Origin of the sequence: Xenorhabdus griffiniae, assembly GCF_015163655.1 — a bacterium.
GTDB lineage: Bacteria > Pseudomonadota > Gammaproteobacteria > Enterobacterales > Enterobacteriaceae > Xenorhabdus > Xenorhabdus griffiniae.
In genome coordinates this window covers 35,914-60,159 of sequence record NZ_JADEUF010000001.1, presented here as the reverse complement: position 1 = coordinate 60,159, position 24,246 = coordinate 35,914, and the positions used below count along the sequence as shown (strand labels likewise).

The following is a 24,246-nucleotide window of genomic DNA, read 5'->3' as shown; positions in this document are numbered from 1 at the left end:
GAATAGTGCTATTACTAATACTGCTGTTCAAACCAGCTTTCCAGAATAATAACAGCGGAAGTGGCATCAACTTTACTTTTATTCAGTGCCTTGTAGCCACCGTGATCAAAAAGGTGAGAGCGTGCTTCCACGGTGGTTAATCGCTCATCATGCAGTTCAACTTGTACCCCAAAACGGCCATGTATGCGATTGGCAAACTTACGGGCTTGTGCGGTGACGGGTTGTTCTGTGCCATCCATATTGAGTGGCAAACCAACAATAACCAGATCGGGTTGCCACTCTTTAAGTAGTTTCTCAATAAGTTCCCAATTAGGGGAACCTTCGTTAGCTTTAAAAGAGGTCAATGCTCTGGCTGTACCTGTGATCTCTTGCCCGATGGCAGCGCCAATACTGCGAGTTCCAAAATCAAAAGCGATGATTGTACGGTTTTTCATCAGGCATGTCCTGCTTGTGAGGAGAGATTGTAAATATTAACTCCCAGTAAAGAAGCTGCCTCATGCCAGCGGGTAGCGATAGGGGTATCAAAAATGATGGAAGGTTTAGCGCTGACAGTAAGCCAACTGTTTTCCATAATTTCCCTTTCTAACTGACCGGCTTCCCAGCTTGAGTATCCAAGTGTCATTAAAACATTTTGCGGTTGGCGTGATGTACCCAGCGCTTCCAGCATATCTTTGGATGTTGTGATCATGGTGTGTTCAGAGATTTGAATACTGGAACTGAAACCTGATTGTGGCGTATGCAAAATAAAACCGTGCTCTTCAGACAGAGGACCACCCGCCATCACTGGCTGGTTGAGATTAATCGTACTGTCTCTATCCTTAGGGGTGATATCTAATTTTTGTAAGATACTTTCGATAGAAACTTTGGCTATTGGCTTATTGATAACTAAACCCATCGCTCCGTTTTGATCATGTTCGCAGATATAAACTACAGAACGATTGAAATAAGGATCAGAGAGCGAAGGCATGGCAATAAGAAAATGATGCTGTAGATTCATGTGTTTTCTGATAATTATTTTGGCAATGTAAGAATGACTGGCCCACAGTATGTGGGCTCTGATTATAAATGGCAAATATTGTCAGGAAACGAACGTTGTTTAGCCTGTTATGCTATCTGTTTTGCCAATCGTTTTTCGATTGCATCCATCAACATGCCAGTAATGGAGATATCTGGGAATGCCGCTTCTATTTCACGTACACAAGTTGGGCTGGTTACGTTGATTTCAGTTAAACGATCGCCAATGATATCTAACCCAACAAAAATTAATCCTTTCTCCTTTAACACTGGCGCAACTGCACGGGCAATTGCCCAATCGCTTTCTGACAATGGACGTGCTTCTCCACGACCACCTGCCGCCAGATTACCACGGGTCTCTCCTTGAGCAGGGATACGGGCAAGACAATAAGGCACAGGTTCACCATCAATAACCAATACGCGTTTATCTCCATCTTTAATGGCCGGCAGAAAATTTTGTGCCATGCAATAACGATTGCCATGTTCAGTCAGCGTTTCAATAATAACGCCGACATTGGCGTCATCTTGTTTCAGACGAAATATGGAAGCGCCTCCCATACCATCTAAAGGCTTAAAGATAACATCGCCATGTTTTTGGTGGAATTCGCGTAGTTTTTTGGCACTGCGGGTGACGAGTGTATCGGGTGTCCATTCAGGGAACCAGGCAGTAAATAGTTTTTCATTACAGTCGCGCAGGCTTTGAGGCTTATTAACGATCAGGCTGCCTTTGGCTTCAGCCCTTTCCAGAATATAGGTCGCATAGATGTACTCAGTATCAAAAGGAGGATCTTTGCGCATCAAGATAACGTGCAAAGTATCGAGAGCGATTTCTTGCTCACTGCCAAACTGATACCACTGTTGTGGATTTTCTTTTACTGTGAGCAAACGTGTGCGGGCGCGAGCCTCCCCTTGATGCAGGTAGAGATCATGCATTTCCATATAATGGATTTCCCACCCGCGCTTTTGTGCTTCCAGCAGCATGGCAAAACTAGTGTCTTTCTTGATGTTGATGGATGAAATAGGATCCATCACAATACCGAGCTTGATCATTTTTTCTCCTTAACCCAGATCGCCAAAACGTACTTGCAATGCGGTAATTGCGGTAAGTGCCGTCGTTTCTGTCCTCAAGACGCGAGGCCCTAACAGGATATCAGTAAATTGATATTTTGCTGTCATTTCTATTTCTTCGGCAGACAATCCCCCTTCAGGGCCAATCAGCAGGCGCACTTTTTCCACAGGAAGTGGGAGGGTATTAATGCTATGGCTGGCACGAGGATGCAGATTCAATTTTAGGCTGCCATCGTTTTCTGCACACCAGGTTTCCAGTGACATAACAGGGCGGACTTCAGGGATTCGGTTACGTCCGCACTGTTCACAGGCAGAAATGGCAATTTTTTTCCATTGTTGTAATTTCTTCTCCAACCTTTCTATATCCAGTTTGACACCACAACGTTCAGACAGGAGTGGTGTAATCGTATTGACACCCAATTCCACCGATTTTTGGATTGTAAATTCCATTTTTTCACCACGGGACATGACCTGCCCCAGATGCAGGTTTAATGGGGATTCATGATCGGATAATTTGCCATCAAGGATAGACACTTTAACCGTTTTTTTACTGGCTTCCGTGATGATTGCATTAAAAACCTGATTACTGCCATCAAAGAGTTGCAATGCTTGCCCGTTGCTCATTCTAAGCACGCGACCAACGTGATTGGCAGCATCGTCATTCAAATAAATTTCCACTCCTGTTGAGAGCAGTTCAGGGTGATAGATGCGGGGAATTCGCATATTCTTCTTTCCTTCTTTTTTCCGGATTCTTCCGGTATGGCGCAAACAGCCATATGACAAAATTGATTCATCGTCATGATAAATGAGCGTTGTTTGCGTGATCAAGTTATCTCTTGGTTTAAGGAATACAAGATATTTCCTTGCGAGCGGGTTCGCATATTTATTTTATAATGGCTTTTTTGGCTAAATTTTTATTGCCAATATCTGGGGTGAAAAATTAATATTCATCTTGTTCTGATTGTAGTCAGGAAATAAGGAAAGAAGGCAATAACAGGGATGTTATTTATAAATGGATTTTAATTTTTCATCGGTGATAAAAGGAAGGGTTCTATTTTAATTAATGTGGATTATATAATAATTATGTTTTTCTGTAGTACCTTATTGTTATTGGCTGTTGTCGATATAAAAGCATATTGCTTGCCAGATATTATTACTCTTCCTTTATTATGGTTGGGGCTTTTGGTTAATATTGATGGTAATTTGGTTTCGATAAAGAGTGCAATATACGGCGCCATATCAGGGTATCTTTTTTTATGGTTTTTGTATTGGTTGTGTCGATATACCTTAAATAAGGAAGGGATTGGTTATGGTGATCTTAAATTAACCGCAGCAATCGGTGCCTGGTTGGGCGTGGAAATGATACCAATATTGATGCTAATGGCTTCATTATTGGGGATATTTGGATTTGTAATAATTAGCATGAAAAGAAAATCTTTTCCTGAGTTTATCGCATTTGGGCCTTATTTATGTTTATCTGCGATAGTATTACTGGGGTATGGTATTGGCAGGGTATAGTATTATTTGCAAAGTGAGGAAGATAGATAAAAAGTGGCGGAGAGAACCGGAACCTAACCTACGATACACATTCTGTACATGCTAGATGTTAAAAGCATCTAGTTAGTTTAAGCTGCTTTTCTGCATATGCCAGACGTTGGAAGCATCTGTTAGCTTGAGCAGCGCATCCTGTGTAGTTAGATGTTAAAAGTATCTAGTTGGTTTAGGCTGTTTATCCTGTATGCGCTAGACGTTAGAAGCATCTAGTTGGCTTTAAGCTGCTTGCCTTGCATATTCTAGATGTTGGAAGCATCTGGTTAGCTCTAGGCTGCTGGCTTATCTCTCCGCTGACTGCAAATTTAAAAAAATTGAGATTTTTATTCAAGCTGATTTATTGGATTATGGATTATTGATCACAACTTAAGTTTATTGGTTATTTCAAACTTTAAAAAAGTGCTAAATATCACATCAATTCAAAAATAATTGTGTTTATTTAATAAGTTTTTTCATTTTAAAATTTAATGTGTTATCGGTTTTAATATGGGGTAAATATAACGTATTAAAATGGATTTTGATACTGGTTTTATTAAGAATTGGTACTGGCGTTTTATTTTTTATCTGGCGTTTTTTATTCATTGAAATTTAAGGGGGAGGAATTAAGGTAATATTTCAAATATTGTTATACGGGCGCTACTATCCGCAACGCCCGTGATGATTTCTAACTTACTGAGGCCACTTCATTTCGCCTTTTAATACCTTGGCACTGAGTTCAAGGCTGGATTCATCAGCCAAATCTGGATAGTGTTTTTTCATGGCTGTAATTAGTGCATTGGAATCTTTTGCTTTCGGTAACTCTTTTTCCAGTGTGGTCAGATAATTCTGGGTAAAAGTCACTGAGTCCAATGTCATTGATGAATTCCCCAAATAATGGCCTGGTACAACAGTTTTAGGTTGCAGGCTCTTGATGCGATCCAATGTTTGTTGCCAATGCTGGCGTGATGCTTTGGTCTGGGTATCTGCAATCCATACATGGATATTGTCAGAAACAGTCACACCACCCACAACGGCTTTTAATTTAGGAACCCAGACAAAAGTACGATCTGCGGCTGGGCCATTTAAACCTTCAACAATCAGTTTTTCACCATCAACAGTGAAGGTGTTTCCTTTCAGTGGTTCTGGTACGACGAGCTTTTTGGGAGCCTGATCTGCAAGAATTCCACCCCAATAAGCCAGCTTACCATCTTTGGTTTCATTGATTGCTTTGATGGTTTCTGGTGATGCAATAACTTTGGCATCAGGGAATGCTTCGGTGATCACATCAAGGCCAAAATAAAAATCAGGATCGGATTGGCTGATATAGATCGTTGTCAATTTTTTGCCTGTTTGCTGGATCATTTTTACCAGCTCTTGTGCATCATTTTTCTTAAATTGAGCATCAATCAGGACAACTTCATGATCACCACTGATAATTTCGGAAGAAACAGGGAAGACGCCTCTTTCACCTGGGTTGTAGATATCCAATTTTAGATCGGTTGCTTGAGTCAGTGATGCCATCCCCAAGGAGAGTGTCGCTGCCAGAGCGATGTTGAATGTTGTTTTGCGAGCCATCGTCGAATTCCTATAGCAAAAAGTTTATATGCTTGAATGGCGTGTATAATAAGTTGCATATTTCGATTTAAAAACCCCATAACTAGCAACTATTTGTTGCATAAATCGAGCTAATTAGGGCAAAAAACAGGTTGGCCGAAATGGATAGGATCACCGCAACACAAGTGTTTATTGCGATTGTTGAACAGGGCAGCCTGATTGCAGCAGCGGAACGATTGGATATGTCGAGGGCAATGGTATCGCGATATTTGGCTGAAATGGAAAAGTGGGCAGGAGTTCGCTTATTACATCGTACAACACGTAAAATTGGCCTGACTTCGGCAGGTGAGAGTGTTTATCAACGTAGCCTTAAATTAATGGAATTGACGGAAGGAATACCTGTACAGCAATCTTTGGAAACACAAACTTTGAAGGGATTGTTGCGAGTGAGTTGTTCCCAATCGTTGGGCGTTAGTGCGCTGGCAGTTGCTATTCCTGAATTTATGCGGGTATATCCGCACATTGCCGTCAATCTGCAAATGGATAATAAAGCCGTCAATTTAATAGAAGAACGCATTGATTTGGCGATCCGTATTACCAATAATTTGGAGCCAAATCTGATCGCTCGCCCATTATCGACTTGCCATTCCATTGTTTGTGCTGCGCCGTCTTATTTAGCAGGAAAATCTATTCCCAACAATCCTATGGATTTAACAGCACATAACTGCCTGAACTATAACTTTTTCGGCAAGAGTTTATGGGTATTTGAAAAACAGCATGAGCACTATTCAGTCCCTGTCAGTGGTACGTTAAGTGCCAATGAATCTACTGTATTAATGGAAGCTGCTTTGCAGGGAGCTGGAATTACAATGCAGCCTTACTATTCTGTTTCTTCTTATTTGGTGTCAGGGCAATTAATTGAGTTGCTACCTGATTACCAACCCCAGGCGATGGGGATCTATGGCATTTATACCAGCCGCCAGAATATGCCAGCGACTTTGCGTGCACTGTTAGATTTTCTGGTGGATTGGTTTGCTACATCACCCCATTGGCAGCAATTAATGTTGAAATGCTAATGTCAGTTTTTCGGCAAATAGAGCAGCCTGTTGTTTTAAATGCGTAATGAAAGCCTCAACGGACTCTGAGGAGGGACGATGCATGGGTTTGATTAAACTGACTGTGAATGGAATGTCGATACTGAATGGCCGAATGCAAATCTTTGCGCTGTTATCTAAATAATCTAATGCAGTGAGCGGGTTTACGATAGACAGGCCAATACCTTCGTTAATCATGGCACAAATTGAAGCGGCGCTATGGGTTTCCATTACTATCTTGCGGTTGATTTGATGCTCAGTAAAGATTGTATCAATCAGTTGCCTGTAACTGTCTGTGATTGAAAGGCTGATAAATTTTTGATTGTGAAAATCTGCTGGTGTTAGTTGTGATTTTTGACTGAGCGGATGATTAATGGGTAAGACACAAACTTCATTTAAGGTGATCAACGTTTCTCGTTCAGTACCTGCCGGCGTCTGCAAATGTTCGGTTAAGCCAATATCATGACGCTGTGCTGAAAGCCATTCTTCCAAAAGGGGAGATTCTTGTGGAACGATGGTCAACCTGGCTTCAGGATAGTGTTCGATAAAACTGCAACAGGCTTTTGGCAGCAGAGATTGGGAGAACATTGGCAGGCAAGCGATGGATAACTGCGCCTGTTCAAATTGTCGGATGCTGTCAGCCGCATTAATTATTCTTTCCAGTCCATAATAAGAGCGTTGCACCTCTTCGAATAGACGTAATCCTTGCGCGGTGGGAAACAGACGCCCTTTGATGCGATCAAACAATTTCAGTTTCAATAATTGTTCAAGGCGTGCAAGTTCACGGCTGACGGTGGGTTGGGAGGTTTTCAGTAGTAATGCTGCATCAGTCAGGTTGTTAGTGGTCATTACAGCATGAAAAATTTCAATATGTCGCCATGAACAGGAATGCATAGATTTGTCCTTTTGGGTAAAAAACAGTCATTACCATATCACAAATGAATAGATTATGGCTAAATAGATATTTTTCTTCCTGTCTGATTATTGCCAATAATGAAGGATCTGCTGATTTTATGAGACGACACTGCAATGACTATATCGACTTTTACTTATGGCTCAGAGGGACATTTTACCCTTGACAATCTACTCCGTTTGCCGACTCAATATGGAACACCATTGTGGGTTTATGACGGCGATAGCATCATCAAGCAAATCAAAAAATTAAAACCGTTTGATGTTATTCGGTTCGCACAGAAAGCGTGTTCCAATACCCATATTTTACGCTTGATAAGAGAGCAGGGCGTGAAAGTTGATGCAGTGTCATTGGGAGAAATCGAGCGGGCGCTCTATGCCGGTTTTCAGCCTGGTCGCGATAAATCAGAAATTGTATTCACTGCGGATGTGATCGATGAGGCAACCTTGTCGCGTGTTATTGAGCTGGATATTCCGGTCAATGCCGGTTCTATTGATATGCTGGCACAGATAGGTGAACGTCAGTCTGGACATCCGGTTTGGTTACGCATTAATCCCGGATTTGGGCATGGGCATAGCCAAAAGACCAATACTGGCGGCGAAAATAGCAAACATGGGATCTGGTTTCAGGATCTTCCCCTGGCAATTGCAAAAATTCACCAATATGGTTTGGAATTAGTGGGACTGCATATGCACATTGGTTCAGGGGTGGATTATCAGCATCTTTCCAGTGTTTGCAATGCTATGGTGGAACAGATCGTGCTGTGCGGGGAAGATATTCAAGCCATTTCTGCAGGCGGTGGCTTATCAATTCCCTATCAGGAGGGTGAAGAGTCAGTCGATACCGAACACTATTACAGCTTGTGGCATGAGGCTCGCCAGCGTATTGAACAGCATTTGGGGCATCATGTTGAGCTGGAAATCGAGCCTGGCCGTTTTCTGGTGGCGGAATCTGGGATCTTGATGGCGGAAGTACGGGCAGTTAAATCTATGGGCAATCGGCGTTATGTGCTGGTAGATGCGGGTTTCAATGACTTAATGCGTCCGGCGATGTATGGCAGTTATCACCCTATTTCTGTGTTGCCGATAAACTCGCTGCCGGAAACTACCTTGTTAGAAACCATCGTCGCGGGGCCGTTATGTGAATCAGGCGATGTGTTTACACAGTTGGAAGGTGGAGAGGTTGTATCACGCATGTTGCCCCATGTTAGTGTTGGGGATTATCTGATTTTTCACCATACCGGCGCTTATGGTGCTTCTATGTCTTCAAATTATAATAGTCGCCCTTTGATCCCGGAAGTTTTGTTTACTCAGGGAGAGGCGCGTTTGATCCGCCGTCGCCAGACAATCGAAGAGTTGTTATTGCTGGAAGCCATTTAAATAAAAAACGAAGCAAAAAATATCGGTGAACCACCGAAAGTGTTTGAAGTCATAATCCAAGGGTTTTTATTGAGATAAGCTTGGCATCCACAATTTCTGTTAATGAAAAAATGGCGCTTAACACAATCATTCAAGGAGTAATATTATGAAAGATAAAGATAAACTTCATAATAAAGTTTTCGAATTATCTAAAAAACTCGTTGAACTAAAGGCTTTACCTAATCAAATGCCAGCTTGGAAAAAAGCTGATGATCGTAACATTTATGAGCTACGGCTCCATCCAACTGAGTGGGGTCGGTACGTATTAATCAATATGAAAACTCAAGAAGAAACAAAGCCAATAGGATGTTATGTTTTTGTCAATCGGATAGATGAACCTGGAATTATTCGTATGGCGAAATTCCCCACTTATGGGCACTCATCGTTAACTTATTATCACTATCAAAGACAAGGTGAAAGTTTTGATGACAATATAGCGGTTTACTATGCAGGTAAAGCTGAATTTGGTGGTGGTGGTGAATTGAAGTGGTGGACTAACGATAGCGGTCACTATAAACCCCCATCTAATTTGTCTAGAAATTTTATCCCTTATGTTGGCCGGCTTTTGCCAATGAATTTCTTTAGACCATTGTACTAGGTTATGTTATTGTTTTGTAATGAAAATATTAACAGTATGATGAGTAAGCCTGTATTGCATATAAATACAATACAGGCTTTATTAAACCGTTAGTTTCGTCAGTATTCAGGCGGCTTTATCTTGACACTGACTGCCAGGCTTTTTTGCTGAATGGGGTACAGCAAATGCATCCGGCTCAAATTCATCAACATTGATTGAACGCAATCGGCTGTTTTCAGCACGTTTCAGGATATCTGCTTCTTCCTGAGTGATTTTGTTCTCAGCCAGAGCCTGTTCAGCTAATTTATCCAGGCGGGTGAAGCTCAGATTCTTACCTGCTTCGCGGCTCAAGCGAACATGGATTGGCTCTGCGGCGATGATATCGTGCAATGCTTCTTCCAGTAACCCGTGAGGGTTATGTTTGCTTGGTGTCAGATATTGCCCACGTCCAATCCGGCTACGAGTTGCGGAAGGAGTCTGTAATATCTGAGCCAGTTTGTGATCCAATTTATCGGCTGGTGCGGTATGTACACGTCCCAATGGGAAAATAATCAATCGCATCAAACCTGCAACCAAACGGTTAGGGAAATTGCGCAGCAAGTCATTCATAGCCTGTTCAGCCTGATTCAGACTATCTTCTACTGCCCATTGCACCAATGGAAAATCTTCTTTCTGGCGTCCTTCGTCTTCATAGCGTTTCAACGTGGCAGAAGCCAGGAAGATTTGACTCAGAATGTCCCCCAAACGTGCTGAAATGCGTTCACGGCGTTTCAGGCTGCCTCCCAATACGCCCATTGAAACATCAGAGAGCAGGGCAAGGTTGGCGCTTAAGCGGTTGATTTGTTGGTAGTAACGGCGAGTTGCATCATTGACTGGTGAACGGCTGGTTCTGCCTTTGGTGATACCAAGCCACAGGCTGCGTAGGGTGTTACTGGCAACATGGCCTAAGTGACCAAACAGCGCTTTGTCAAAGTGTTTCACATTGTTGCTTTCTGCTGCGGCAATTTCAGCCAGTACATAAGGATGGCAGCGGATTGCACCCTGACCAAAGATGATCATGCTGCGGGTCAGGATGTTCGCACCTTCAACGGTGATAGCAATGGGTGCACCTTGATAACCGCGGGCAAGGAAGTTAGATGGCCCAAGACAGATACCTTTGCCGCCAGCGATATCCATCGCATCAATAATGGAACGTTGGCCTCTGTGCGTACAATGGTATTTCACGATAGCAGACAGAACTGAAGGTTTTTCGCCCAACATGATACCACTGGTGATCATGGTCGCAGCCGCATCCATCACGTAAGCATTACCCGCGATACGTGCCAATGGCTCTTCGATACCTTCCATTTTACCGATAGGCAACTTGAATTGACGGCGAATATAGGAATAAGCACCGATAGCCATAGCTGCACTTTTTAATCCCCCTGTTGCGTTGGATGGCAAGGTAATGCCACGACCAACAGACAGACATTCAACCAGCATACGCCAGCCTTGGCCTGCCATTTTTGGCCCACCAATGATGTAGTCGATAGGAACAAAAATATCTTTACCCCGCGTTGGGCCATTCTGGAATGGGATATTCAGAGGGAAATGGCGGTGACCAATTTCAACGCCCGGTGTATTGGTTGGGATTAAGGCACAGGTAATGCCTAATGATTCGGTATCACCCAACAGATGATCAGGATCATACAGTTTAAATGCTAATCCCAGCACGGTGGCGATAGGAGCAAGGGTGATGTAACGCTTATTCCAGTTCAGGCGTATACCAAGCACTTGTTCACCTTGCCATTCTCCCATACAGACAACACCCGTATCAGGAATAGCTCCTGCATCTGAACCGGCTTCTGGGCTGGTCAAAGCAAAGCAGGGGATCTCTTCACCACGGGCCAGGCCCGGCAAATAACGTTTTTTCTGTTCGTCTGTGCCATAGTGTTGCAGCAATTCACCCGGCCCCAGAGAGTTAGGCACGCCAACAGTAATTGCCAGAATACCCGATACACCAGCCAGTTTTTGCAATACCTGAGATTGGGCGTAAGCGGAAAACTCCAGACCACCATATTCTTTCTTGATGATCATGGCAAAGAAACGATGTTCTTTCAGGTAGGCCCAAAGCTCTGGTGGTAAGTCAGCCAGTTCGTGGGTGATTTGGAAATCATTTGCCATGCGGCAGGCTTCTTCTACCGGACCATCAATAAATGCTTGTTCCTCAGCAGTTAACTGCGGTTTTGGATAGTTATGCAGTTTTTGCCAGTCAGGGTTACCACGGAATAGATCGCCTTCCCACCATGTCGTCCCTGCATCAATGGCTTCTTTCTCTGTTTTGGACATGCTTGGCATAACCTTACGGAAGGCTTTTAGGCCAGGCGCAGAGAATAAAGATATACGTACAGGTGTAAAGACAAGAGGGAACAGGATGATAGCCAGTGGTAACAACAACCAATAACTCCAAAGGCCAGTTATACTCATAACGAACGTATAGGCAACAAGCAGCAAGCTGCTGAGTGTCAAGCTGACTTTGTGGTAACAAAGCCCGCCAATCAAGACTAAAAATAAGATAATGCTGAAAGCGGTCATAGTAAAACTCCTGTAAATCTCAGGTTGAGTTGTCAGAGGTCTGACCTGTTGTGATGTTCTTCTTTTTTAGATGAGGAAAACGCATTTATCAATATGTTTACATCTTAATTACAATCTGGCTCACAAAGTTGTGTTGGTTTTGCAAACGATAATTCTTTCAAGATGTGATGATATCTTCTTTCAGATAGGGGAATCCGTTACACTTGTTGGCTGACATTATTAATCCCGAAGACTTTTCAGGAGTATGAGTTCCATGTATCAAGAACTGATCCGCAGTGAATTATCCGAAGCCGCAGATACGTTGGCTAACTTCCTCAATGATGATGCAAATATCGACGCCATTCAAAAAGCTGCGGTTTTGCTGGCTGATTCATTCAAGGCAGGAGGAAAAGTGCTTTCCTGTGGTAATGGTGGCTCACATTGTGATGCCATGCATTTTGCGGAAGAATTGACAGGCCGCTACCGTGAAAATCGTCCGGGATACCCGGGCATTGCGATTTCTGATCCTAGCCACTTATCTTGCGTAAGCAATGACTTTGGTTATGACTATGTATTTTCCCGTTATGTTGAAGCGGTCGGTCAAAAAGGCGATGTCCTGCTGGGTATTTCAACTTCTGGAAACTCTGGCAACATCATTAAAGCCGTTGAAGCCGCCCGTGCCAAAGGTATGAAAGTCATTACACTGACTGGCAAGGATGGCGGAAAAATGGCAGGAACAGCAGATGTTGAAATTCGAGTACCACATTTTGGTTATGCAGATCGTATTCAGGAAATTCACATTAAAGTCATTCATATCTTGATTCAATTAATTGAAAAAGAGATGGTAAAAGCCTGATTGTAGTTTGTTAGGGGTAGGCAATGTGTGAATTACTTGGCATGAGTGCCAACGTGCCAACAGATATCGTATTTAGTTTGAGTGGTCTCATTCAGCGTGGCGGACATACCGGCCCACATAAGGATGGTTGGGGAGTTACCTTCTATGAGGGATTGGGATACCGGACGTTTAAAGATCACCAATCCAGTTGCTATTCACCTGTAGCTCGATTTGTACAAGGCTATCCGATCAAATCAGAAGTGATTGTCGCCCATATTCGTCAGGCAAACAGTGGTAATGTTTCCCTGGTTAATACCCATCCCTTTACCCGTGAACTGTGGGGAAGGTATTGGACTTACGCCCATAATGGTCAACTTAAGGGATACAGTAAGCTGAAAACGGGTAATTACCGGCCGGTGGGTGAGACAGACAGTGAATGGGCATTTTGCTGGATATTGCATCAACTATCGTTGAAATATCCCAAGCGACCTTCCAATTGGTCTGCGGTGTTTAAATTTATTGCTTCCCTGGTGGATCAACTGAGAAAGAAAGGTGTTTTCAATATGCTGTTGTCAGACGGGCAGTTCGTTATGGCTTACTGTTCGACGCAATTGCATTGGATTACTCGTCGTGCCCCTTTCGGCAGGGCTAAATTACTCGATCAGGATGTTGAAATCGATTTCCAGCAGCACACCCAGCCAGGGGATGTCGTATCCGTGATTGCCACCCAACCTTTAACCGAAAATGAAGTTTGGCACCGTATTGAATCAGGTGACTATGTGCTATTTCATCTTGGAGAGAGAATAATTTGATTTGTGGTTCCAAAAGGGTGATTGGTTTTCTGTTTTTACATTAATAACATATGGCCCGCCTATTATGTTAACTGTGGCAGGAATGCTATTTTGAGCAAATTACGCATAGGCGGGCTGTTATTGTTGCCAAAACAAGCCATCGTCGTTCTTTGATGGTGCCGCTTTCATCAATTCCTGCCGGCATATCCTTTTGATTTATCGAACTCGTTGGAAAAACTCAGATTAATGGCGCGGTAATTAATTTTTGATTGAAAACCGCCCTGACGTAGAGAAAAGTGATAGAAATATTCGTTTTTATCGAATGGTTGACGGTTTAGCAGAGAAATTATTTTTATTTGCTTGAACTGTGTCACTTGATTAATCAGACAGTCAGTGGGGGAGGTGTTAGAATTACCCCGGCGAAAATTCAGAGAAACTTTGTAACGATTATCGGAGTGAATAACTTGAGACATATATTGCTCAAGGTTTTTTGTATTATTAGAGTCGCTGCATTACCTAACGGAAATACCGCAAGGTAATCTGTAGTATATGATTTAACTGATAAACTTGTGCAAATCTTATGATTAAAATTAAAAAAGGACTCGACCTCCCAATAGCAGGAGCGCCTGCCCAAGTTATAGAAGATGGTCCGGCAATTCGCCATGTTGCTTTACTCGGTGAAGAATATGTTGGAATGCGTCCTTCTATGCTGGTTAAGGAAGGTGAGCATGTCAAAAAAGGGCAAATTCTTTTTGAAGATAAGAAGAATCCAGGGGTTGTTTTCACTAGTCCCGCAAGCGGGAAAGTTGTCACTATTGGACGTGGTGAACGTCGTGTTTTGCAATCCGTTGTTATTGAAGTGAATGGCGATGAGAAAGTCACATTTGATCGCTATGAGCGTGCCGAACTTACTGGCTTAAGCCGTGAACAAGTAGAGAAAAATCTGCTGGCGTCAGGATTATGGACAGCGTTGCGTACACGTCCTTTCAGCCGTACCCCTGTTCCCGGTTCCACACCAAAGGCAATCTTCATTACGGCAATGGATACCCAGCCACTGGCTGCTGATCCACTCGTCGTTATCGCAATTCAGGAAGAGGCTTTTGTTGATGGTCTGAATGTTCTGTCAAGATTGACAGAGGGGAAAATCCACGTTTGCCACGGCGCTGGAAATATTCCAACAGTGGGAAATAACGCTCAAATCACCTATAACCAGTTTTCTGGCCCCCATCCAGCGGGTTTGGCAGGTACGCATATTCATTTTATTGAACCTGTTAGTGCTCAAAAAACGGTTTGGCATCTGGGTTATCAGGATGTCATTGCTATCGGCAAATTGTTTACCACGGGTGAGCTTTATACTGATCGTGTGGTATCCCTGGCAGGGCCACAGGTTAAATCACCGCGCTTGATACGTACTCGGTTGGGGGCTGATTTGCTGGAATTGACGCAAAATCAGTTGCAAGAGGGTGAAAACCGTATTGTTTCTGGTTCCGTACTCTATGGTACAAAATCCGATGACGTTCGCCATTATCTTGGCCGCTTCCATACGTTAGTTTCTGTACTTGCTGAAGGGCGGGAAAAGGAGCTGTTTGGTTGGATTGCGCCGGGCGCGAATAAGTTCTCGATTACCCGTACCACAATCGGCCACTTCCTGAAAAAGAAACGTTTTGCTTTCTCAACCACAACAAACGGTGGAGAACGTTCTATGGTGCCCATTGGCAACTATGAGCGTGTCATGCCACTGGATATCATGGCAACTCATCTGCTGCGTGATTTGCTTGCAGGTGATACTGATAGCGCTCAGGCGCTGGGTTGTCTGGAGCTGGATGAAGAAGATTTGGCATTATGTACCTATGTTTGTCCAGGCAAATATGAGTACGGTCCAGTACTGCGTGAAGTGCTGACTAAGATTGAGCTGGAAGGGTAATTCATGGGCCTGAAAAATTTATTTGAAAAAGTAGAGCACCACTTTGAGGCCGGTGGCAAACTGGAGAAGTATTATCCTCTCTATGAGGCAGTAAGCACCGTTTTCTATACGCAGGGCACCGTGACAAAAGGGAATGCCCATGTCCGTGATGCCATCGATCTCAAGCGCATGATGATCCTGGTGTGGCTGTCAGTTTTCCCTGCGATGTTTTGGGGCATGTATAACGTCGGAAATCAGGCAATACCTGCTCTGACTCATTTATATAACGGAGATGCCTTACAGCAGGTTCTGGCTTCTGATTGGCATTATATGCTGGCCCAGTATCTTGGTGCGTCATTAACACCAGATGCAGGATGGGGCAGTAAAATGCTATTGGGAGCGGCTTACTTCCTGCCAATTTATGCGGTTGTGTTCGTCGTAGGTGGTTTCTGGGAAGTTTTGTTTGCCATTATCCGTAAACATGAAATCAATGAAGGTTTCTTTGTTAGCTCCATTCTGTTCGCATTGATTGTTCCACCAACACTGCCATTGTGGCAGGCGGCTTTGGGGATTACTTTCGGCGTGGTGATTGCGAAAGAAATCTTTGGTGGTACGGGGCGTAACTTCCTAAACCCAGCCTTGGCGGGACGTGCTTTCCTGTTCTTTGCTTATCCGGCACAGATTTCAGGTGATTTGGTTTGGACTGCGGCTGATGGTTTTTCTGGCGCAACGCCGTTATCCCAATGGGCCACTGCGGGTAGTCACGGCCTGATCAATACCATTACCGGACAGCCAATCACCTGGATGGATGCTTTCCTTGGTAACATTCCTGGTTCAATCGGTGAAGTATCCACTTTGATGATTTTTATTGGTGGTGCCATCATTCTGTTTGCCCGTATTGCTTCATGGCGCATTGTTGCTGGTGTGATGCTAGGCATGATTGCGACGTCTTATCTGTTTAATGCAATTGGTTCTGGCACTAACCCCATGTTCGCTATGCCGTGGTACTGGCATATGGTTCTGGGAGGCTTCGCTTTCGGTATGATCTTTATGGCGACTGATCCTGTCTCCGCAGCGTTTACGGATAAAGGAAAATGGGCATATGGCATTCTGATCGGGGCTATGTGTATTTTGATCAGGGTGGTAAACCCAGCGTATCCAGAAGGAATGATGTTGGCGATTTTGTTCGCTAATCTGTTCGCGCCACTGTTCGATTATCTGGTCGTACAGGCCAATATTAAGCGGAGAAAAGCCCGTGGCTAATGATAAACCAAAAAATAATGATAGCATCGGCAGAACATTCCTCGTTGTTTTTGTGCTGTGCCTTGTCTGTTCGATTGTGGTTGCCGGTTCAGCCGTAGGGTTGAAAGCGCAGCAGCAAGAGCAGAAGCTGCTGGATAAGCAGCGTAATATTCTGGATGTCGCGGGCTTGCTAAAACCGGACATGACAGCGGCGGAAATCAAAGCAATCTATAACAGCCGCATTCAGCCTGAATTGCTCGATTTGAAAACAGCAACGTTGCAAGAAAGCACGGGTAATTTTGACCTGAATAATGCTTTGCGCAGTGACGAAACCAGTGTTGCTTTGTTACCAGAGCAAGATCTGGCGAAGATCCGCCGCCGCGCCAATATGGCCGAAATCTATTTGGTTAAGGATGAGAGCGGTAAAACGACGGAGCTGGTTTTGCCAATATACGGCTCTGGCCTGTGGTCAATGATGTATGCCTTTATTTCCATTGATATCGATGGTGTCACATCTCACGGCATCACTTACTACTCTCATGGTGAAACCCCTGGTTTGGGTGGTGAAGTTGATAACCCACAGTGGCGCAAGCAGTGGGTAGGTAAAAAACTCTATAACCCGCAAGGTATGCCGGCACTTAAGATCGTCCGTGGTGGTGCCGGTGATAACCCTTACGGTGTAGATGGGCTGTCCGGAGCAACCCTGACTTCTAACGGTGTTCAGCATATGTTTGATTTCTGGTTGGGTGATAACGGTTTTGGCCCGTTCCTGAAAAAAGTACGTGAGGGAGCCTTGAAAGATGGCTGATAGTAAAGAAATAAAACGAGTCCTGCTTGGGCCGTTGTTTGATAATAACCCCATTGCATTGCAGGTTTTAGGGGTGTGTTCAGCGCTGGCTGTGACTACCAAATTGGAAACGGCGTTAGTCATGACCATTGCAGTTACCCTGGTAACTGCGTTTTCTAGCTTTTTTATTTCATTAATTCGTAATTATATTCCTGGCAGTGTGCGAATCATCGTACAGATGGCGATCATTGCATCTTTGGTTATCGTCGTAGACCAGATCTTGCGGGCTTATGCCTACGAAATTTCCAAACAGCTATCGGTGTTTGTGGGCCTTATCATCACTAACTGTATTGTTATGGGACGTGCTGAAGCCTATGCCATGAAAGCACCACCGGTTGAAAGTTTTATGGATGGTATCGGCAATGGTTTGGGCTATGGCGTCATTCTATTGCTGGTTGGTTTCTTGCGTGAACTGTTTGGCTCAGGGAAATTGTTCGGTGTTACGGTGCTGGAATCTGTCAAGAATGGCGGTTGGTATCAACCCAATGGCTTGTTCCTGCTGGCACCGAGCGCATTCTTCATTATTGGTATGCTGATTTGGGGTTTACGGACTCTGAAGCCTGCGCAGGTTGAGAAGGAGTAACAAACAAAATGGAGCATTATATTAGTTTGTTTGTCCGCGCAGTCTTTATCGAGAATATGGCGTTATCTTTCTTTCTCGGTATGTGTACGTTTTTGGCGGTATCAAAGAACGTTAAGACGGCCTTTGGCCTCGGTGTGGCTGTAACCGTCGTATTGGGAATTTCCGTTCCTGCCAATAACCTCGTCTACAATCTGGTTCTCCGTGATGGAGCGCTGATGGATGGGGTGGATTTGAGCTTCCTGAACTTCATTACCTTTATTGGTGTTATTGCTGCATTGGTACAGATCCTGGAAATGATCTTAGACCGTTATGTGCCGACACTTTACAATGCGTTGGGAATTTTCCTGCCGTTGATTACGGTGAACTGTGCGATTTTCGGTGGCGTTTCATTTATGGCACAGCGTGACTATAACTTTAGTGAGTCCATCGTATATGGTTTTGGTTCAGGTATGGGCTGGATGCTGGCAATTGTTCTGATGGCTGCTATCCGTGAAAAAATGAAATATGCGGATGTTCCGGCAGGTCTGAAAGGATTGGGGATCACCTTTGTCACCACCGGCTTGATGGCATTGGGCTTCATGTCCTTTTCCGGTGTGCAGCTCTAAAGGCGAGAAGAATTCATGGATATAATTATTCTAGGCGTAGTCATGTTTACCCTGATTGTGTTGGTACTAACGGCCATGATTTTGTTTGCAAAATCTAAGTTAGTAAACACCGGGGATATAAAAGTTGAAATCAATGGCGATGAGGATAAAAGTTTCTCTGCTCCTGCCGGCGATAAATTATTGGGTATGCTTTCCAATCAGGGGATTTTCGTTTCTTCTGCGTGTGGTGGTGGCGGTTCTTGTGGCCAGTGCCGGGTGAAAATTAAGGAAGGCGGTGGTGATATCTTGCCAACGGAACTTTCTCACATCAACAAGCGCGAAGCAAAAGAGGGCTGCCGATTGGCATGTCAGGTTAATGTTAAACAAGACCTGAAAATCGAACTGCCAGAGGAAATTTTCGGTGTTAAGAAGTGGGAATGTGAAGTTATCTCCAACGATAACAAAGCGACTTTCATTAAAGAATTGAAGCTGAAAATTCCTGATGGGGAAGTGGTGCCATTTCGTGCTGGTGGCTACATTCAGATTGAATGTCCGCCCCACGTTGCCCGTTATGCGGATTATGATGTTCCACAAGAATATCGTGAAGATTGGGATAAATTTAATCTGTTCCGTTATGTCTCTGAAGTCAAAGAGCCGACGGTTCGTGCATATTCAATGGCGAACTATCCAGAAGAGCATGGCATTATCATGCTGAACGTCCGTATTGCAACACCTCCACCAAGAAATCCAGACGTTGCTCCGGGTATCATGTCTTCTTATATTTGGTCGCTGAAATCAGGTGATAAGGTGACGATCTCTGGCCCGTTTGGTGAATTCTTCGCGAAAGACACTGATGCAGAAATGATCTTCATCGGCGGGGGTGCAGGTATGGCACCAATGCGTTCTCACATCTTCGACCAACTTAACCGTTTAAACTCCAAACGTAAAATCTCCTTCTGGTATGGTGCGCGTTCTAAGCGTGAAATGTTCTATACCGAAGATTTTGATAAGTTGGCAGCGGAAAATGAGAACTTCACATGGCACGTGGCATTGTCAGATGCTCTGCCGGAAGATAATTGGGATGGCTATACGGGTTTTATCCACAATGTTCTGTATGAGAACTACCTGAAAGATCATCCAGCGCCCGAAGACTGTGAATTCTATATGTGTGGACCTCCAGTCATGAACGCTGCGGTCATTAAGATGTTGAAAGATCTTGGCGTAGAAGATGAAAACATCATGTTGGATGATTTCGGCGGCTGATGGTATACCCAATAAATTTTGGGTTGCAGCTAACATGATTTAACGACAAGCGCCCACATTTTGTGGGCGCTGCGATTTAGAAACAGCCAAAATAAGCCAGAAAGAGTAAGTTATGCTGAGTAAAAAAATGATCAACTGGGGAGCATTGCTGTTTGCAATGATGATGCTGGCGGCATGTGGTGGCCCTAAACAGCAAAACCTGAATGGGCAGACGATGGGGACTTATTACTCCGTCAAATATGTTGCTGATTCATCGACACCTGCCCCAGAAAACCTGCAAAAAGAGATTGATCGCCTGCTGGAAGAAGTGAACGATCAGATGTCTACTTATCGGCCAAATTCTGAATTGAGTCGTTTTAATCAAAGCCGTGAAGTGAATAAACCGTTTCCGGTATCTGCCGCTACAGCGAAAGTTGTCAAAGAAGCTATTCGTATCAATAAACTGACAGAAGGTGCGCTGGATGTGACTGTTGGTCCACTGGTAAATCTGTGGGGATTTGGGCCGGAAGGACGCATTACCAAGGCACCGACGGATGAAGAATTAGCGATGCGCCGTACCTGGACGGGGATCGATAATTTGTCTGTTGAAGGCAATAATTTAGTTAAATCCATCCCTGAGCTGTATGTTGATCTCTCTTCCATCGCCAAAGGTTATGGCGTTGATGTTGTTGCTGAGTATCTGGAATCCCAAAATATCAAAAATTACATGGTTGATATTGGCGGTGAAGTTCGCACATCGGGCAGCAATGGCAAAGGAAATCCATGGCGGATAGCGATCGAAAAACCATCGGATAGTGGCATGGCGCAGAGCGCTCAGGAGATTATTGAGCCGGGCAATATGTCTGTGGCAACATCGGGTGATTACCGCAACTATTTTGAACAGAATGGCGTGCGTTATTCTCACACCATTAATCCGAAAACCGGCAAGCCAATAACGCATAATTTGGTTTCAATTACCGTGATAGCACCAACTTGTATGAGTGCTGATGGTTTTTCTACTGGCCTGGATGTATTGGGACCAGAGAAGGGCATGGAAGTGGCTGAGAAGCTGAATATTCCAGTTTTTATGATCGTTAAAACCAAAGACGGCTTTGAAGAGCGTTATAATACCGCCTTTAAGGCATACTTACAGAAGAAATAAGAAAGGGGGAAAAGGCGATGGAAGTCTTTATTGCCACTTTTATCTTTTTCTTGCTGGCTTTTGCTGGCATGGCGCTGGGTTATATTTTTAAGCGCAAAAGCATTCAGGGAAGCTGTGGTGGTTTGGGAAGCATCGGCGTAGAAAAAGTGTGTGATTGTCCTGAACCTTGCGATGCCCGTAAAAAACGCATGGCGAGGGAAACCGCCCGTCAGGCACAGCTAGAGAAGAATCGTATTCTTTGACACTGTTTTCCGTCAAGTAAATTTGCAGTTAAAACAAGTGCCCTGCTGCCAGATAAACAGCGGGGTTGTTTGTTTAGAGATATGACTACTCAATGTGTATTAAAAAAATGACATTCCCTGTGGGCTTGGTGTAAATAGTTTTTCACCGAGCTTATTGAGATACCCAAATTTTCCGCAACTTCTTGATAACGTAAGCCCTGGAGTTGGATGAGTAGAAATGTTTGTCGGACTTTTGCCGGAAGTTTATCCAAGGTCTCATCTATTTTTTCTAGCTGTTCTAACAGCATAAGTTGATTCTCAGAAGAGTTTGCTGAGATTTCAGGTTGTTCACTGACATATTCCAGATAATGGTCTTCCAGTTTTTTCCTGCGCCAGTAATTGGAGAGGGTTCTGCGCGCTATCGTCATTAAAAAGGCTCTTGGCTGGTGGATATTTTCAAGATCCGAAGATTGCATCAATTTGATGAAAACCTCATGGACGAGATCTTCAGCCTGATAGGGACAAGCACTGTTTTGTCTGATCCAGTTGCGTAACCAGTGATGGTAATCGGTATAAAGTTTCTGGGTGATTTGATTGTGCTTAAATGTGCTTTTTTGCACCGCCATAATGATATTGCCTGATGGGATATAACTGATAATAGTTATTATTTGTATTTACTGGGCGGAAGTCAATGTAGTCTAACCCTCTTTAGGTTAAGAGGGTTAGGAACGTGTCAGTTAGAATTGCTGTGAGATACTGAATTTGTAATTCCGGCCGATACCTGAAACATTCTCTCCTAGGTACGGAGAGTAATCACGGTTGAACAGGTTATCGATAGTGACTCGTGCTTCAAATCCTTTTATAAAAGAAGGACGCCAGCTTGCAAACAGGCCGTGCAGGGCGTAGCCCTTACTTTTAGGCAGTGACCAAGAATCTGCTTTTGGATCTCCATCTATAGGGGAGCGATCTTGTTTGCGGATAAAATCACCTTTCCATCCCATTGCCATCTGCCATTGTGGAATTTTAAACCCTAACATGGCATGGGCAGAAGTTGGCGGTATTTCCGCAATCCAGGTTTTATGCCCTAACCACGGATCACGTGGAGAAGCGTCACGTTGCCCACGCATAGTAGAGAACGATAATTTTCCAAACAGTGTGGAGCTGTCGTAGAACGTTTCTATTTCTAAGCCTTCAATCGTATATCCTGGCAAGTTGCGATAATTTCCCAATGATGTTCTACATGAATTACTTGATCCACTATCAAGTTGGGCTTCACAGTAAATACCACGTCTTCTAAAGATCTCATCTTTACCACGGTTACGGAATAAGGTGGTACGGATTTGCAGGCTATCCTCTTCAAGTATTAAGTTATCGAAATCGAGAATTGCACCGAGGCGTATTCCTGCCATTCGTTCAACACCAAGATCACGGCTGGAACCTTTAAGGTTACCTAATCCTTGTACTTCATATTGTTCATCAACTATTGGTGCACGCCATGTACGGCTGATATCTGCAAACAATGAAAGGTTTTTATTTGCTTGCCACAGAATGCCTAAATGGGGTGACCAGCCGGTATAGGTTACACTGCTATAGTCATGATTAGATTCTGGCGATGTATCGTTATACAGTGGCGCGTTATTTTCTCTACCCCTATTTTTGACATGATCATAACGAACACCCGGTGTGACGGTGACGCTGCTTATTTTCAGGGAATCTTGCATATAGAAGCTGTAAGCGAATTGATCTCCAGCAGGCATATAGCCTGGTTGATAATAACCATAGTTATAGTTTTTATTTTTTATTTTTTCCTTATTGAACATCAGTACATTGCGTTCATTTTTATGCCAACGGGTTCCCACCAGTAATTCGTGTTTAATCATACCGGTTGAGAATACACTTTTGTTGTTGATATCAATCAGATTATCGGTGTAATCAACCCAGCTTTTATTACCCATTGAGCTACTAAAATAGGGGGAAGCATTTTCTGGGCGAGTATCGTCTTGCTTGGTTTTGGAATAGGCATAGAGCATCGTCAGGTTTAACCACGGGTTATTTTCTGGTGCGATATTCCATTTGGCAGTGTAGTTCTGATCAAGTTGATCACGAAAGACCAATTTTCTTTTCCAGGCGCCATCCAAACCGTATTTCTTTATATCAGCGGCTGATGGAACGGGCATCTCATCACGTTTGGCCGACCAAGGTTGCCAGCCATCCGATTCAGATCGCATAGCAGACAGGCTAATCGTATGAGCGTCACTGGGATAAAAGTTGGTTTTCAGTAAATAAGATATTTGGTTATTTTGTGAAAACTCAAAACGTGTGCCATCAGGACGTTTAATATTGTGCCCATTTCGCTTGCTCACATAGAGCAACCCATCGGCAAAGCCATCGGGATCCCTGCCGTATAGTGCGCCACTATTGATCCACTGTCTGTCATTTGTGTGGTAGCTTTGTTTGACAAAACCCCCCCAATCTTCATCGGGGCGTAGTAAATCGTTCGCTTCTTTTGTCACCAGTTTGACCGAACCACCAAATCCACCATTGCCGTTAAGTAAATTGTGTGGCCCTTTATCAACTTCGACTCGTTTGATTAATTCAGGCTCAATAAAGACGGAACCCTGCATATATTTTTCAAATCCTTTTGGCGCATCGTCCAACGTGATTTTGATATCTTCCTGGTCACCCATCCCCCAGATATTCAGTGTTTGCCCACCAGGGCGTGGAGAGCCTGACATTGAAACACCAGGGAGCTGGTCGAGTAACTGGGCAATATTATCGGCTTGAGTACGGTCAATATCCGCTTTTTTGAGCACAGAACTTCCCGCACTGGTGCTATTGTGTAAATTCTCAACAACGGAAAGTGTGGGTAATTTTATCACCTCATTTTTCTTTTCTGGCTTTTGTTCTTTGGGATCTTCAGTTGCGTAAACAGCGCTGGAGAATGCCGCTCCCAATACTAATGTACCGGTTAAAATTTTCTGAACTATGGTAGCGATTGGGCGTTTTTCTAATTTTTGACTATTATTTGCCATAAATTTCCTGAAATGTGATCAAGTGAAATATTTTCAAAGTAATAAGTCACCTGAGAAATTAAAAAAGGTAAATAAAAATGAGA

The 24,246-nt window shown here is 43.8% G+C and carries 24 protein-coding genes; 14 read left to right on the top strand and 10 right to left on the bottom strand.

Translation table 11 applies throughout. The annotated features are described in order from the left end of the window. Positions 1 to 14 precede the first annotated feature (14 nt). From ruvX to rsmE, 4 genes are all read right to left on the bottom strand, one after another. The gene (ruvX, locus tag IQ211_RS00295; RefSeq protein ID WP_189758030.1) at positions 15 to 434 is read right to left on the bottom strand and encodes a Holliday junction resolvase RuvX; all 420 of its coding nucleotides are present in this window, start codon (positions 432 to 434) and stop codon (positions 15 to 17) included. Further along, a complete protein-coding gene (locus IQ211_RS00290; protein WP_189758031.1) occupies positions 434 to 997 on the bottom strand; it encodes a YqgE/AlgH family protein in 564 nt (187 codons plus the stop codon). Before IQ211_RS00290 ends, ruvX begins: the two co-directional genes overlap by 1 nt. Before the next feature lie 107 nt (positions 998 to 1,104). Continuing rightward, entirely contained in the window at positions 1,105 to 2,064 is a 960-nt protein-coding gene (gene gshB / locus IQ211_RS00285; RefSeq protein ID WP_189758032.1) for a glutathione synthase, read from the bottom strand. 9 nt (positions 2,065 to 2,073) lie between these two features. Continuing rightward, positions 2,074 to 2,805, bottom strand: a complete 732-nt coding sequence (gene rsmE / locus IQ211_RS00280) for a 16S rRNA (uracil(1498)-N(3))-methyltransferase (protein ID WP_189758033.1) — start codon at positions 2,803 to 2,805, stop codon at positions 2,074 to 2,076. 360 nt (positions 2,806 to 3,165) lie between these two features. On the opposite strand from rsmE, the gene IQ211_RS00275 reads away from it, so the two are divergent. After that, complete coding sequence (locus IQ211_RS00275) at positions 3,166 to 3,600, top strand: prepilin peptidase (protein ID WP_189758077.1); 435 nt, start codon at positions 3,166 to 3,168, stop codon at positions 3,598 to 3,600. A 702-nt stretch (positions 3,601 to 4,302) separates the two neighbouring features. Here IQ211_RS00275 and IQ211_RS00270 read toward each other — a convergent pair. After that, positions 4,303 to 5,187: an MBL fold metallo-hydrolase gene (locus IQ211_RS00270; RefSeq protein ID WP_189758034.1), complete on the bottom strand. Its 885-nt coding sequence runs from the start codon at positions 5,185 to 5,187 to the stop codon at positions 4,303 to 4,305. A 140-nt stretch (positions 5,188 to 5,327) separates the two neighbouring features. On the opposite strand from IQ211_RS00270, the gene IQ211_RS00265 reads away from it, so the two are divergent. Beyond that, complete coding sequence (locus IQ211_RS00265) at positions 5,328 to 6,242, top strand: LysR family transcriptional regulator (protein WP_189758035.1); 915 nt, start codon at positions 5,328 to 5,330, stop codon at positions 6,240 to 6,242. Here the strand turns inward: IQ211_RS00265 and IQ211_RS00260 are convergent. After that, complete coding sequence (locus IQ211_RS00260; RefSeq protein ID WP_189758036.1) at positions 6,225 to 7,154, bottom strand: LysR family transcriptional regulator; 930 nt, start codon at positions 7,152 to 7,154, stop codon at positions 6,225 to 6,227. The genes IQ211_RS00265 and IQ211_RS00260 overlap by 18 nt on opposite strands. Positions 7,155 to 7,289: 135 nt before the next feature. On the opposite strand from IQ211_RS00260, the gene lysA reads away from it, so the two are divergent. Together lysA and IQ211_RS00250 are read left to right on the top strand one after the other, a co-directional pair. Next, a complete protein-coding gene (gene lysA / locus IQ211_RS00255; RefSeq protein ID WP_189758037.1) occupies positions 7,290 to 8,552 on the top strand; it encodes a diaminopimelate decarboxylase in 1,263 nt (420 codons plus the stop codon). 145 nt (positions 8,553 to 8,697) lie between these two features. Continuing rightward, entirely contained in the window at positions 8,698 to 9,189 is a 492-nt protein-coding gene (locus IQ211_RS00250; protein ID WP_189758038.1) for a hypothetical protein, read from the top strand. A gap of 105 nt (positions 9,190 to 9,294) precedes the next feature. Here the strand turns inward: IQ211_RS00250 and fadE are convergent, their stop codons facing one another. Next, entirely contained in the window at positions 9,295 to 11,742 is a 2,448-nt protein-coding gene (gene fadE, locus IQ211_RS00245; protein ID WP_189758039.1) for an acyl-CoA dehydrogenase FadE, read from the bottom strand. 253 nt (positions 11,743 to 11,995) lie between these two features. On the opposite strand from fadE, the gene lpcA reads away from it, so the two are divergent. Beyond that, the gene (gene lpcA / locus IQ211_RS00240) at positions 11,996 to 12,577 is read left to right on the top strand and encodes a D-sedoheptulose 7-phosphate isomerase (protein ID WP_189758040.1); all 582 of its coding nucleotides are present in this window, start codon (positions 11,996 to 11,998) and stop codon (positions 12,575 to 12,577) included. 23 nt (positions 12,578 to 12,600) lie between these two features. After that, complete coding sequence (locus tag IQ211_RS00235; protein ID WP_189758041.1) at positions 12,601 to 13,368, top strand: class II glutamine amidotransferase; 768 nt, start codon at positions 12,601 to 12,603, stop codon at positions 13,366 to 13,368. Between the two features lie 167 nt (positions 13,369 to 13,535). On the opposite strand, the gene IQ211_RS00230 is transcribed toward IQ211_RS00235, so the two are convergent. Beyond that, positions 13,536 to 13,820 (bottom strand): hypothetical protein, encoded by a 285-nt coding sequence (locus tag IQ211_RS00230; RefSeq protein ID WP_189758042.1) that lies wholly within the window; start codon positions 13,818 to 13,820, stop codon positions 13,536 to 13,538. Between the two features lie 107 nt (positions 13,821 to 13,927). On the opposite strand from IQ211_RS00230, the gene IQ211_RS00225 reads away from it, so the two are divergent. The 8 genes from IQ211_RS00225 (at position 13,928) to nqrM (ending at position 21,152) form a co-directional block, all read left to right on the top strand. Beyond that, positions 13,928 to 15,271, top strand: a complete 1,344-nt coding sequence (locus IQ211_RS00225; RefSeq protein ID WP_189758043.1) for a Na(+)-translocating NADH-quinone reductase subunit A — start codon at positions 13,928 to 13,930, stop codon at positions 15,269 to 15,271. Between the two features lie 3 nt (positions 15,272 to 15,274). Continuing rightward, complete coding sequence (locus IQ211_RS00220; protein WP_189758044.1) at positions 15,275 to 16,513, top strand: NADH:ubiquinone reductase (Na(+)-transporting) subunit B; 1,239 nt, start codon at positions 15,275 to 15,277, stop codon at positions 16,511 to 16,513. After that, positions 16,506 to 17,300 (top strand): Na(+)-translocating NADH-quinone reductase subunit C, encoded by a 795-nt coding sequence (locus IQ211_RS00215; RefSeq protein WP_189758045.1) that lies wholly within the window; start codon positions 16,506 to 16,508, stop codon positions 17,298 to 17,300. Before IQ211_RS00220 ends, IQ211_RS00215 begins: the two co-directional genes overlap by 8 nt. After that, positions 17,293 to 17,922, top strand: coding sequence for an NADH:ubiquinone reductase (Na(+)-transporting) subunit D (locus tag IQ211_RS00210; protein WP_047769693.1), 630 nt, complete (start codon positions 17,293 to 17,295; stop codon positions 17,920 to 17,922). Before IQ211_RS00215 ends, IQ211_RS00210 begins: the two co-directional genes overlap by 8 nt. A gap of 8 nt (positions 17,923 to 17,930) precedes the next feature. Continuing rightward, the gene (gene nqrE / locus IQ211_RS00205) at positions 17,931 to 18,527 is read left to right on the top strand and encodes an NADH:ubiquinone reductase (Na(+)-transporting) subunit E (RefSeq protein WP_189758046.1); all 597 of its coding nucleotides are present in this window, start codon (positions 17,931 to 17,933) and stop codon (positions 18,525 to 18,527) included. 15 nt (positions 18,528 to 18,542) lie between these two features. Then, the gene (gene nqrF, locus IQ211_RS00200; protein ID WP_189758047.1) at positions 18,543 to 19,769 is read left to right on the top strand and encodes an NADH:ubiquinone reductase (Na(+)-transporting) subunit F; all 1,227 of its coding nucleotides are present in this window, start codon (positions 18,543 to 18,545) and stop codon (positions 19,767 to 19,769) included. Positions 19,770 to 19,926: 157 nt separating this feature from the next. Further along, entirely contained in the window at positions 19,927 to 20,910 is a 984-nt protein-coding gene (locus tag IQ211_RS00195) for an FAD:protein FMN transferase (RefSeq protein WP_399477613.1), read from the top strand. 17 nt (positions 20,911 to 20,927) lie between these two features. Then, on the top strand, positions 20,928 to 21,152 hold the full coding sequence (gene nqrM / locus IQ211_RS00190; protein ID WP_074020165.1) for a (Na+)-NQR maturation NqrM: 225 nt from the start codon (positions 20,928 to 20,930) through the stop codon (positions 21,150 to 21,152). 89 nt (positions 21,153 to 21,241) lie between these two features. On the opposite strand, the gene IQ211_RS00185 is transcribed toward nqrM, so the two are convergent. Further along, positions 21,242 to 21,757 carry a sigma-70 family RNA polymerase sigma factor gene (locus IQ211_RS00185; protein ID WP_189758049.1) on the bottom strand — a complete coding sequence of 172 codons (516 nt, stop codon included), beginning with the start codon at positions 21,755 to 21,757 and terminating at the stop codon, positions 21,242 to 21,244. A 111-nt stretch (positions 21,758 to 21,868) separates the two neighbouring features. After that, on the bottom strand, positions 21,869 to 24,163 hold the full coding sequence (locus tag IQ211_RS00180; RefSeq protein WP_189758050.1) for a TonB-dependent hemoglobin/transferrin/lactoferrin family receptor: 2,295 nt from the start codon (positions 24,161 to 24,163) through the stop codon (positions 21,869 to 21,871). Between the last annotated feature and the right edge of the window lie 83 nt (positions 24,164 to 24,246).

Excerpts from the sequence above, each read along its gene's own strand:
- ruvX (WP_189758030.1), bottom strand. The coding sequence starts at position 434 with ATGAAAAACCGTACAATCATCGCTTTTGATTTTGGAACTCGCAGTATT.
- IQ211_RS00290 (WP_189758031.1), bottom strand. The coding sequence starts at position 997 with ATGAATCTACAGCATCATTTTCTTATTGCCATGCCTTCGCTCTCTGAT.
- gshB (WP_189758032.1), bottom strand. The coding sequence starts at position 2,064 with ATGATCAAGCTCGGTATTGTGATGGATCCTATTTCATCCATCAACATC.
- rsmE (WP_189758033.1), bottom strand. The coding sequence starts at position 2,805 with ATGCGAATTCCCCGCATCTATCACCCTGAACTGCTCTCAACAGGAGTG.
- IQ211_RS00275 (WP_189758077.1), top strand. The coding sequence starts at position 3,166 with ATGTTTTTCTGTAGTACCTTATTGTTATTGGCTGTTGTCGATATAAAA.
- IQ211_RS00270 (WP_189758034.1), bottom strand. The coding sequence starts at position 5,187 with ATGGCTCGCAAAACAACATTCAACATCGCTCTGGCAGCGACACTCTCC.
- IQ211_RS00265 (WP_189758035.1), top strand. The coding sequence starts at position 5,328 with ATGGATAGGATCACCGCAACACAAGTGTTTATTGCGATTGTTGAACAG.
- IQ211_RS00260 (WP_189758036.1), bottom strand. The coding sequence starts at position 7,154 with ATGCATTCCTGTTCATGGCGACATATTGAAATTTTTCATGCTGTAATG.
- lysA (WP_189758037.1), top strand. The coding sequence starts at position 7,290 with ATGACTATATCGACTTTTACTTATGGCTCAGAGGGACATTTTACCCTT.
- IQ211_RS00250 (WP_189758038.1), top strand. The coding sequence starts at position 8,698 with ATGAAAGATAAAGATAAACTTCATAATAAAGTTTTCGAATTATCTAAA.
- fadE (WP_189758039.1), bottom strand. The coding sequence starts at position 11,742 with ATGACCGCTTTCAGCATTATCTTATTTTTAGTCTTGATTGGCGGGCTT.
- lpcA (WP_189758040.1), top strand. The coding sequence starts at position 11,996 with ATGTATCAAGAACTGATCCGCAGTGAATTATCCGAAGCCGCAGATACG.
- IQ211_RS00235 (WP_189758041.1), top strand. The coding sequence starts at position 12,601 with ATGTGTGAATTACTTGGCATGAGTGCCAACGTGCCAACAGATATCGTA.
- IQ211_RS00230 (WP_189758042.1), bottom strand. The coding sequence starts at position 13,820 with ATGTCTCAAGTTATTCACTCCGATAATCGTTACAAAGTTTCTCTGAAT.
- IQ211_RS00225 (WP_189758043.1), top strand. The coding sequence starts at position 13,928 with ATGATTAAAATTAAAAAAGGACTCGACCTCCCAATAGCAGGAGCGCCT.
- IQ211_RS00220 (WP_189758044.1), top strand. The coding sequence starts at position 15,275 with ATGGGCCTGAAAAATTTATTTGAAAAAGTAGAGCACCACTTTGAGGCC.
- IQ211_RS00210 (WP_047769693.1), top strand. The coding sequence starts at position 17,293 with ATGGCTGATAGTAAAGAAATAAAACGAGTCCTGCTTGGGCCGTTGTTT.
- nqrE (WP_189758046.1), top strand. The coding sequence starts at position 17,931 with ATGGAGCATTATATTAGTTTGTTTGTCCGCGCAGTCTTTATCGAGAAT.
- nqrF (WP_189758047.1), top strand. The coding sequence starts at position 18,543 with ATGGATATAATTATTCTAGGCGTAGTCATGTTTACCCTGATTGTGTTG.
- IQ211_RS00195 (WP_399477613.1), top strand. The coding sequence starts at position 19,927 with ATGATGATGCTGGCGGCATGTGGTGGCCCTAAACAGCAAAACCTGAAT.
- nqrM (WP_074020165.1), top strand. The coding sequence starts at position 20,928 with ATGGAAGTCTTTATTGCCACTTTTATCTTTTTCTTGCTGGCTTTTGCT.
- IQ211_RS00185 (WP_189758049.1), bottom strand. The coding sequence starts at position 21,757 with ATGGCGGTGCAAAAAAGCACATTTAAGCACAATCAAATCACCCAGAAA.
- IQ211_RS00180 (WP_189758050.1), bottom strand. The coding sequence starts at position 24,163 with ATGGCAAATAATAGTCAAAAATTAGAAAAACGCCCAATCGCTACCATA.